Source organism: Acinetobacter sp. GN11 (assembly GCF_054823985.1).
In genome coordinates, this window is record NZ_JRVL01000046.1 from 17,010 (window position 1) to 27,115 (window position 10,106).

Genomic DNA, 10,106 nt, shown 5'->3' on the forward strand with positions numbered 1-10,106 from the left:
CCTACTCGGGCTTTTTGTAAATAATAATCATTCAATCTTATTATTTACCGTTACCTGACTCCCTTTTTATGTATGTGTAGAGGGAATCAAATTCTGCTTAAAATTTGGTGGTCCAACTGATTTTCATCGTTCGGCCAGGTGCGGCCATGGCACTACGGGTTAAAGGATCGATATAAAACTGGTTAGAAAGATTACTGCCGACAAACTCAACTGTGTTGTAGTCATCGACCTGATAACGTGCATAGGCATCAAAAATCCATGTGTTATCCCACGCCAAAGGCACATTGAGGTAATAGCCTTTATTGACGCTAGCATCATTGTTTTTGCGTAGCGGGCTTTCATAAGCTTTATAAAATGTTGCACGTGCACCGAGCTCTAACTTTTCATCTAAAAAGCGTGCGCCCAGCAAACCGTGGAAACTCAGTTCAGGTGTAGCCATGGTCACCAAGTAGCCATTTGGGAAACCATCATCGACACAACGCTGATAGGGTTCACGGAACTCAAGGCCCTGCTCGGTTTGAACCGTGCCGCCTAAAATCATTTTGTTAATGGCACTATTGGTGTCACACACTTCATTTTTTAAGTTATAGGCCACGCTCAAGTCTGTGAAAAAACCACCATTATCAAAACGGCTTTGTAGCTCTAGACCTGATAGTTTCTGCTCATCCATATTGGTAAAAATAAGGTTCTGGTCACGCTCAATCACATTTTTGGTTTTGTTGTAGTAATAGGCGAACTTAATGTCAGCATTGCGTGCTGTGCTGAACCAATCACGCATGTCATAGACATAACCCACTTCGTAGTTAAAAGCGTGTTCAGGTTTGATTGCTTGATATGGCAACATCGCAGAAAAACCGACAGTGCTTTCAAACAAACTTGGTAAGCGATATTCCTCTGCGTAGCGTGCATAGATTCTGCTGTTTGGCGTGAGGTGAATTGAGGCACCTAACTGCGGTGCCCAGCCGCTATCTTTAACTTTATCGGCAGACTCAACCGGAACTTGGTCTACCACTGACATAAAGTTCCCGCCAGTTACGACGTAATTTTGTCCAGAGGCATTGAGCTGATTTAAAGGATTATCGGCAAGCGACAATTGCCCATTCGCATCTGCTTTCCAGCTCAGCGTATTTTTCTGTGACCAGATCATGTTATACAACGTGCTCTCTGATGCAGGTACAGTGTCGAGCTGCCCATCCCAATCAGGATTTTTTGTGGCATAGCGCTGTTTTAAAACATTGATTAAACGCTGCTGGGTCGAAGTGTAACTCTCAGGCATGGTCTGATATTCAAAGGTATATTCTTTGAGCCTACTTTTTTTGGTAAACAGCGGATTTAAACTCGGGTCAATCTCGCTCTGCAAAGACTTATTTAAAAAGTCATCAACAGCCCAATACGAACGATAACGCATGCCCGCATCAAAACTTAACCAAGACAGCGGTCTATAATTAAAGTTAAAATCGAACGTTTTTTCCTCACGGCGCCCTGCTCGTGGCAGTGCCTGATAGAGCGAATAACTTGGGCCAAATTCGCCATACACATCATCAGACGTCAGCTTTTCTTTTAAGAAACTTCCACCGAGCGTCAAATCAAGCTGGTCTAATAAACGGGTTTTATTGCTGACCGTAATGCCTTTACGCGTATTGTCAGAATGGCTTATTGCCGTGTTAATAATGGTGTTATCTCGAAAATCGATTGTGGTTGGCCACCCACCACGTGTGTAGGTCTGGCTTTCGGTGTCGGTTTGCCAAATGTTGGCATAGAAATCAATCCAGCGATTATTCTCAGGCTTAAACTTATATTCAAGGCTGTAAGCTTTAGAGTGAATATTGCTTAAAGGCCACTGCGGAACACCCAAGTCAGGTGTAATGCCCCAAACAATTCGAGACGGCATAATTTCACCAAAAATATTTTTGGTATCTCGGTAAGTCAGTTTAAGAGTCTGGTTATCGGTTGGACGATAGGTCCCTTTTAATAACCACGACTCCATATGACTTGAGGTGTTGGGAACTTCATCGCCCGGTTGATAGGCATAGGCAAAGTAAGGAATAAAATCGAGACTACTGTCTGGCGTCGCTCGTTTATAGTAGCCTGCGCCATGTGTGCCCGAAAAATAATTGCCGCGCTCACGTACTGCATAAACTGCCAGTAAATCGAATTTATCTTGCTTGGTGGCAATTGCCAGTCGGCCCGCTAAGTCATCGCCCGAAAAATGAGAGTTATCGCTTCTGGTACGGTTCTTTTTATAAATATCGGGGTCGTATTTCGCCCCATTCATATCGATCCAAGGCGTTGTGTCATCGTAGTTTTGGCCTACTTTACTCATGTCTGGCAAAGACGGATCGATTGAGTTGGTTGAACCTTCTACTTTTAACTCGGCACCAAAAGACTTACCCGGACGAACAATATCATCGGCCTCTAGCGTTTTAACGACTACACCGCCACCAACAGAAGTCGTGGTATTGCGCTCTAAAGATGGGCCTTTAATGACTTCAATACCCGCAATGAGATTGGGGTCGATATAGTTTCGGTTGTTTACCCCGTTGTAACCACGCCACACGGCAATCGACTGTTCTGTGCCGTCAATGGTTAAAGGTACACGACCAACACCCTGCACACCACGTACACTTGGGTCGAGTGCACCACTGTTACGGGCATCGCCGCTATAGACTCCCACCATGCCTTGTAAAACATCGGCTGGGTTGGTTCCTTTAAAGCGTTCGACATAGTCTTTGCCCGCATAGACCGAAGAACGGTTTGCGTCATAAACTTTGTTATAGCCTTCTGTGTCACGGTCTTCTTTGCCGTACACCACAATTGGCGTAAGTCGTACCGATGCATCTTCTTCAATTACGGCACTACTTGGCGGCAGGCTAGCGGCCTGAACCTTAGATGAACTTACCCGTGGTGTAGATTTTTTGCTGAGTGTGTAGCCCTGCCCAACCTTTACAGCATTAAATTCGGTTGCTTTTAAAAGCTGCTCAAAACCTTGCTCGACAGCAAAATTGCCTTTTAAGCCTAGGCTGTGTAGTCCTTGGAGTTGCTGGGCATCCATTGCAATTGAAGTACCCGATTGTTCGGCAAACTGATTCAGTACGTTAGCAAGGCGACCAGCAGGAATGTTATAGCTTTTAACTCCAGCTGTTTCTGCATAGGCCTGCTGCATAGGCAGCGTAACAAGCCCACCCATCGACACAGCATGTATGGCAAACGCCAGTGTTGAGAATCGAAAAATCGATCGATTCCGCTTTTGCCCCGTTCCCGCTTTTTTCATTTGCCCGCCCCAGTAAATCATAATAAGAATCATTCAACACAACAAATTAAAATGATCCATATTTATTGCTTCTACTTACTATGACGAACGACTTTCAAAAAAGTGGAACCTAAAATCGAAAATAAATTTAATTTTTTATTATTTTAAAGAAACCATGACCACAAACGGCGTGATTTGCTTAATTTTCAGGTCTGGAAAAACCGTAGCCAAAAGCTTAAGTGATTCTGTGGTTTGGTCTAAAGGCAACACAGCATTGACCCGCACATGTTGCAGCGCCGCATCATTAAAAATAATTTTGCCTTTGTAGTTGCGGTCTAGCTCTTGTAGCACTTGATTTAGCGGCAGGTTTTCTACCATAAGCTGATGCTTTTGCCATTTTTGTTGCTCGTTATACACATTCAGTGCAGGCAATTTTTGTACGCCATTTTGGTCTATTTTAATAGCTTGCCCTGCTTCAACAATGGCTTGACGAGTCGCATGCAATTGGGTGATTTTAACCTGTGTTGCTTCTACTTTTACCTTCGAGTGCAACATCTTAAGTTCGGTTGCCGAAGGATCATAACTGACACTAAAAGCTGTGCCGAGTGCCTGAATTTGTCCATGACTGGTTTTGACTAAAAACGGTCTAGTTTTATCTTTGGCAACATCGACATAAATTTGACCTTGCACCAACTCAACCACTCGCTGGTTGGTTTTAAAATCAAGATTGACTGCGCTTTTGCCACGTAAAATTAAACGTGAACCGTCTGGTAAGGTTTGCGTGGTCCACTGCCCTGATTGCCCTTGAATGTCAGCAGTCACATAGGCCACAGTGGTGTCAGTTAAATAAAATAACGCCCCACTCATGGCAACAAACACAACGGCAAACGCTGTTCCTGCCCGTAAATGTTTATAGGCTTTGCCTGAGTTTAGGCCAGCTTTAAGGGCAACTTTAGTGACTTTTTTATGTCCGCTAGTTTGGGAAAGTTTTTGAATTGAACCTATACACTGTTCAATATCGGCAGCTACTTGGCGATGTTGCTCACTGGTTTTTTTCCACTCTTCAAATTTTTGATTGGCGGTTTTTCGTGAGCTTTCATCATCCGAACTCAGTTGAACAATCCAATGCGCGGCTTCTTCAACGAGCTGGTGATGTTTGCTTTTATCCATGGCCATTTAAATGCAAGCGTCCATGTCTTGTCGGTTTTGGTAGCACTGAATTAAACAGCTCGCCAAATATTTTTGAATCATTTTGGTCGACACATTTAAATGCTCGGCAATTTCTTTATGGGTATAGCCTTCTAGATAATGCAAAATAAAAGCTTGCTGTGCTTTTTCAGAAACCCCTTCGAGTGCTTTACAAAGCTGGTTAATTGCTTGAATAATTTGCATTTGGTCTTCGGGTGAAGCCACTGCGTCAAGCATATATTCCATTTGACTCAAGCCATCTAAATAGGCCTGTTCAATGCGTTTACGGCGCACTTGATCAATCAGCAGGTTTTTAGCAATTGAGGTTAAATAAGCACGCGGTTCCTTAATGCCGAATAGCTCGTCACGCGTTTGTAGCAGTTTAATAAATGTGTCCTGAACCAGATCTGCGGCCTGATCAGTATTACCTAATTTTTGTCTCAACCATTGGTGAAGCCAGCTTTGGTGACTTCTATATAACTGATCTACAAGCAAAGAAGTTTTGTTCACAGCAATTGGACTCAAAACAAGGAACCCACAAATGATAATAATTATCATTTAAACAAGTCAAGCAATAATTCAAGTAAAACTTAAATCACTGTTTAATAAATTGAATTAATTGCCCCCTTACTTTGCTGCACTTCTCTTAAAGCAAATGAGCCAGATTTTTAATTTCTTCCATCACTGCCTTACACGCAGGTGTTAAATAACCATGCTTAGAAATAGACAAAGAAATATAGCGCTTTAGCTCGGGACTTATAATTTTTGCTGCTTGAATTGAGGTGTATTGGCTGGCTTTTTTTAAAGCCTGTGGCCCAAGCATGGTGTAAATGCCAGATTCGGAAACCAAATGGGTTTGCAGACTAATCGAGTCAGCTTCAAACACAATATTCAGCTCTACCCCATTTTCATAAGCCATGTGGTCTAAAAAATTGCGCCAGTTACTTGGCCTGCAAAACGTAACCAGCGGTAACTGATTTATTGCTTTAAATTCGACTTCATTTGCCTGAGTGAGCACATCTCCTTCACAGCCCACCAAATAGGTATCGGCTTCGGTAAGATAGACATCACCTTGTTTAGGCGTCGGATTAAAGCGATAGAGTATGGCTAAATCGACGCTGCCATCTTCAAGCCATTTTTCTAAATGTACCCCTTGCCCTTCACGCACCGACAATTTAATTAAGGGATATTTTTGTTGAAGGACTTTGTACAAAGTCGATAACAACGGATGTGCAGTAGATGGCAAACTGGCAATACGAACCGTCCCGATCGGTGTATCGGTCGAGTGCAAAATTTCATTATTAAGTTGGTCGGTCACGTTCAACCATGAACGAATTTTAGGAAGTAAATGCTGGCCTAAATCGGTCAGTTCGACGCCTCGTCCAGTTCGGTTAAACAAACGACCACCACATTGCGCTTCAAGCTCGTTCATTTGCCGACTAATTTGCGGTTGGTTGGTGTTATGCAGCATCGCAACTTTGCTTAAGCTACCGAGTTCCACCGCGTCTAAAAATATTTTCCATAAATCATAATTCATCGATTCATCCTAAATCGTAAATTGGCATTTTTGAGCCATACATTTTCAGTATAACTGAAATTCAAGAATTGGTAATTCCTACATAGCTCACCTATTTCTATACTCCAATCATGTTCTCTACAACACGATTTAAGTCAGATTAAAAACCAGAGAATATTTAATTACACTGTATAGGAAGTACGATTATGAGTTTAGATTTACGTGGATTAACCCCAGCACCTGTGACTCCTTTTACCCGTGACGGACAAGTAGACCATGATGCAATTCAACGTTTAGGTTCATGGTTAGGCAGCATTGATGGTGTGAAAGGCTTGGTTGTTCTTGGGCATGCAGGTGAAGGAACATTCTTGTCGCAAAAAGAACAAATGCAGGTCATCGAAAGCTTTGTTAAATCGGTAGATGACAAAATTCCGGTAATTGCAGGTATTACGCTCGAAGGTACTTCTGTTGCAGCAGAAGAAGCAAAACGTGCCGTGAGTGCGGGTGCTTCGGCAGGTTTAATCTACCCTTCACATGGCTGGTTGCGTTTTGGCTATCAAAAAGGCGCACCACAAGACCGCTATAAAGCGATTTACGAAGAAAGCGGTTTGCCATCTATTTTATTCCAATATCCAGATGCAACGAAGGCCACTTACGACCTAGAAACTCTACTCGATATTTCTGCACAGCCGGGTGTGTTTGCCATGAAAAATGGTGTGCGTAACATGCGCCGTTGGGATGTTGAAATTCCAATTATTCGCCGTGAACGTCCAGACTTACAGATTTTGACATGCCACGATGAATATTTGCTTCATACCATGTTTGATGTAGACGGCGCTTTGGTTGGCTATGGCAACATTGCCCCTGAGCTTTTAATTGAAATGATTAAAGCAGGTAAAGCCAAAGATTATGCCAAAGCACGTGCACTTCACGACCAACTTTTACCAGTGACCCGTAATGTCTATCACCGCGGTTCACACATGGAAGGCACGGTAGCACTTAAACATGCATTGGTTGCTCGCGGAATTTTGGACCATGCCACTGTGCGTTCGCCTCTGCTTCCACTCGCAGATGGTGCTGAGCAAGAAATTCATGATGCGATGCGTCAAGCCGGAATTGGCAAGGTCGATTTAACCCAAGCCGTTGCTTAAATTCTATTCGGGCTAGCATGTACGCTAGCCTTTTTTTCCTGTACGCTGCCTGAGGCCAAACATCGGGCATGTCACTTAAAAACAATAATAAAAAGCATGCAAACTGTGGTGAACAGGTAGTGCGAAATAGAACAAAAAAACTACGAGGAATGTAGTCATAAGGAGATAGAAGATGACAAATCTAGCGGATGTAGAACCAATTAGTCATCATCAAAAAAATGCGGAAATTATTGCAAGACTTGAACGGCTTCCTGTGACTGGTCGATTGCAATTTATGCGAATTACCATTGGTATAGCGACCTTTTTTGACGCTTATACTGTTCTAGCAATTGCCTTTGCTTTACCCCAACTGATTACCGAATGGCACCTCACGCCTGCCTACGTCGGTGCGATCATTGCCGCGGGCTATGTCGGGCAACTGGTCGGTGCAATCTTCTTTGGTTCTCTTGCCGAAAAAGTCGGTCGCTTAAAAGTGCTGTCTTTTACCATTTTACTGTTTGTAGCAATGGACATTTCTTGTCTGTTTGCGTGGAGCGGAATGTCTCTGTTAATTTTCCGTTTCTTGCAAGGCGTTGGTACAGGGGGCGAAGTGCCTGTTGCGAGTGCCTATATTAATGAGTTTATTGGTGCAGAAAAGCGCGGTAAGTTTTTCTTGCTCTATGAAGTTTTATTCCCACTTGGCCTTATGTTTGCAGGCATGGCGGCATTTTTCCTGATGCCAATTTATGGCTGGAAAGTCATGTTTATTGTGGGTCTCGTTCCCTCTTTACTAGTCATTCCTTTACGGTTTTTCTTGCCTGAATCACCACGCTGGCTTGCTTCAAAAGGCCGTTTTAAAGAAGCAGATAAAGTCGTTAAAAGCTTTGAAGACGGTGCCATCAAAAGCGGTAAAACTTTGCCTGAACCTGTGGTTAAAGAAATTAACCCGCAAGGCATGGCAAAAACCGACTGGCGCGAGCTGTTCCGTGGCATTTACCGCAAACGTACCTTTACCCTGTGGGGCATGTGGTTTTGCGTATATATGGTGAACAACGCCATGGTGACTTGGCTGCCATCTCTCTACAAACAACACTTTGGCTTGTCGCTTCAAACCAGTTTGGGTTATGGCTGGATTACTTCGGGCGTGGGTGTGATTGCCTCTATTATCTGTGCATTAATGATCGACAAAGTCGGCCGCCGCCCTTGGTACAGTGCAGCGTTTTTCTTGGCAATTATTCCACTCATGAGCCTTTCAATTTTAGGCGCAAAATCGGCAATGGAAGTTGTAATTTTCGCAACGATTAGCTATGCCATTTTGCAAACCATTTCATTCTCTTTATACCTTTACGCTGCCGAACTTTACCCTACTCGCCTACGTGCGATGGGCATTGGTTTTAGTACCGCTTGGTTACGTGCCGGCTCTGCAATTGGACCAGTTATGGTCGGCCTCGTTGTTGGTGGCTATGGCATTCAATATGTGTTTAGTGTGCTTGCCGTTGTGGCGCTCATTGGTGGGCTTGTGACTTTCTTGTTTGCCATTGAAACCAAAGGCCAAGTGCTCGAAAAACTCTCTCCTTAATTCATCCATTTCATAAAAAGCTTGCCTAACCTCAGTGTTAGGCAAAGGGCTTATTCATGCTTAAAAAAGGAATTTAAAATGAATAAATATTTGCTATGGGGCTGTATTGGTCTAGGCAGTGTGAGCAACGCTTATGCAGAGCTTCCTCAAGAATTTGGCAAGTTAGAATTAAAACTTAACACCCGTTACTGGAACGATGAAGGCACCGCCCACCCCACGCTTGCCAACTCTTCGCCTTCGTCGAGTGAATATGAACAAAGTGCGTTAGGGCTTGAGTTAAATTATCAGTCACCGTACTTGTGGGACTGGCTTGGGTTAGATGGCTCACTCTATGCAGTCACCAAGTTATTTGACTCTGGCAAGCCTAGCGCTCAGCTTTTAGAGGTCGAAAATAACAGCAAGCTCGACCAAAACTTTGCGACTTTAGGGCAGCTCTACATCAAAGCTAAACTGGGCGATAAAGGCGAAATTAAATTAGGCCGCCAGTTGCAAGACTCGCTGTTACTTAAAAGTACCAATAACCGCGCCGTGCCCGACACTTTTTCGGGCGCGAGTGGTCAGTTTCAACTAAATGATCAGCTACAGACTTACATGGCTTACTATGACCGCTGGAAACCGCGCAGCATGGACTCTTTTGAAAAACTGGTGACTGAAAATGACGAGCGCATTGATTATGTCGGTTTGCTGGGTGCCAAGTATCAATACAAAAACTGGAGCTTGAATGCCGAGTATTTAAATAGCAAAGATTATTTAAAAAAGTATGGGGCGATTGCTCAATATAAATTGCCCTTGCATGGCTTGGCGTGGACATTTAACGCAGGTGTTTTTTTCTCGCGTGATGATGGCAAGCTGTTTAAATGCGGTGCCGAAACTGAGCTGGACTGTGTCAAAGGCCAAGACATTAACAACAGTGGCAATGGTTACTTTGTCGATGTAAATGTGGCCAAGAATAATCTTGAAGGTGGCATTGCTGTTTCAAAGTTTGATGGCTTTTGGATTGAAGATAACTTTGCTGTGCACTCCGCCCGCAACTCGGTTTTAACGCAAGACCACGGCACCAACCCGTTTCCGACCTCTGCGACCATTGGCCCCGACTTTACCAATAATGATGAAACCGCTGTTGCCCTTCGCCTGAAATATAACTGGAAAGACTACGTCAAAGGTTTAAAAACCGAAGCGAAGTATATTTATGGTTTTGGCGCGCACCAAAGTAACACCAGTAGTGATATTGAAGGTAAAGAGCGTTACTTTGACTTTACGGTGAGTTATGCCTTGCCGTGGGTAAAAAACTTAGATGTGCGTTATTCATTTTTGCATTATGAGTCGAAGTTTGAAAATGCAAACCTAGGTGAGAAAATAAATGGACTAACGCGTAAAGATTGGGACCAGCACCGAGTATTTATTAATTACCGTTATACATTTTAAGAGCAAGCTAAGCGTTTA

Annotated in this window: 7 protein-coding genes; 3 read left to right on the plus strand and 4 right to left on the minus strand. The window is 43.5% G+C overall.

Annotated features, from left to right (window positions below):
• Positions 1-97: 97 nt before the first annotated feature.
• From NL42_RS05935 to NL42_RS05950, 4 genes are all read right to left on the minus strand, one after another.
• Positions 98-3,271, minus strand: a complete 3,174-nt coding sequence (locus NL42_RS05935) for a TonB-dependent receptor domain-containing protein (protein ID WP_461312092.1) — start codon at positions 3,269-3,271, stop codon at positions 98-100.
• A 138-nt stretch (positions 3,272-3,409) separates the two neighbouring features.
• Positions 3,410-4,426 (minus strand): FecR family protein, encoded by a 1,017-nt coding sequence (locus NL42_RS05940; RefSeq protein WP_461312093.1) that lies wholly within the window; start codon positions 4,424-4,426, stop codon positions 3,410-3,412.
• Positions 4,427-4,948, minus strand: a complete 522-nt coding sequence (locus tag NL42_RS05945; protein ID WP_081320235.1) for a sigma-70 family RNA polymerase sigma factor — start codon at positions 4,946-4,948, stop codon at positions 4,427-4,429.
• A gap of 136 nt (positions 4,949-5,084) precedes the next feature.
• Positions 5,085-5,975 carry a LysR family transcriptional regulator gene (locus NL42_RS05950; protein ID WP_461312094.1) on the minus strand — a complete coding sequence of 297 codons (891 nt, stop codon included), beginning with the start codon at positions 5,973-5,975 and terminating at the stop codon, positions 5,085-5,087.
• Positions 5,976-6,160: 185 nt separating this feature from the next.
• Here NL42_RS05950 and NL42_RS05955 point away from each other — a divergent pair, with 185 nt between their 5' ends.
• From NL42_RS05955 to NL42_RS05965, 3 genes are all read left to right on the plus strand, one after another.
• Positions 6,161-7,105, plus strand: coding sequence for a dihydrodipicolinate synthase family protein (locus tag NL42_RS05955; protein ID WP_003653186.1), 945 nt, complete (start codon positions 6,161-6,163; stop codon positions 7,103-7,105).
• 172 nt (positions 7,106-7,277) lie between these two features.
• Positions 7,278-8,663, plus strand: a complete 1,386-nt coding sequence (locus NL42_RS05960) for an MFS transporter (protein ID WP_461312095.1) — start codon at positions 7,278-7,280, stop codon at positions 8,661-8,663.
• Between the two features lie 78 nt (positions 8,664-8,741).
• Positions 8,742-10,088, plus strand: coding sequence for an OprD family outer membrane porin (locus NL42_RS05965; RefSeq protein ID WP_461312096.1), 1,347 nt, complete (start codon positions 8,742-8,744; stop codon positions 10,086-10,088).
• Positions 10,089-10,106: the final 18 nt, after the last annotated feature.

What these genes read in the sequence shown, in the direction of transcription:
- NL42_RS05935 (WP_461312092.1), bottom strand. Translation starts at nt 3,271, where the DNA reads ATGAAAAAAGCGGGAACGGGGCAAAAGCGGAATCGATCGATTTTTCGA.
- NL42_RS05940 (WP_461312093.1), bottom strand. Translation starts at nt 4,426, where the DNA reads ATGGCCATGGATAAAAGCAAACATCACCAGCTCGTTGAAGAAGCCGCG.
- NL42_RS05950 (WP_461312094.1), bottom strand. Translation starts at nt 5,975, where the DNA reads ATGAATTATGATTTATGGAAAATATTTTTAGACGCGGTGGAACTCGGT.
- NL42_RS05955 (WP_003653186.1), top strand. Translation starts at nt 6,161, where the DNA reads ATGAGTTTAGATTTACGTGGATTAACCCCAGCACCTGTGACTCCTTTT.
- NL42_RS05960 (WP_461312095.1), top strand. Translation starts at nt 7,278, where the DNA reads ATGACAAATCTAGCGGATGTAGAACCAATTAGTCATCATCAAAAAAAT.
- NL42_RS05965 (WP_461312096.1), top strand. Translation starts at nt 8,742, where the DNA reads ATGAATAAATATTTGCTATGGGGCTGTATTGGTCTAGGCAGTGTGAGC.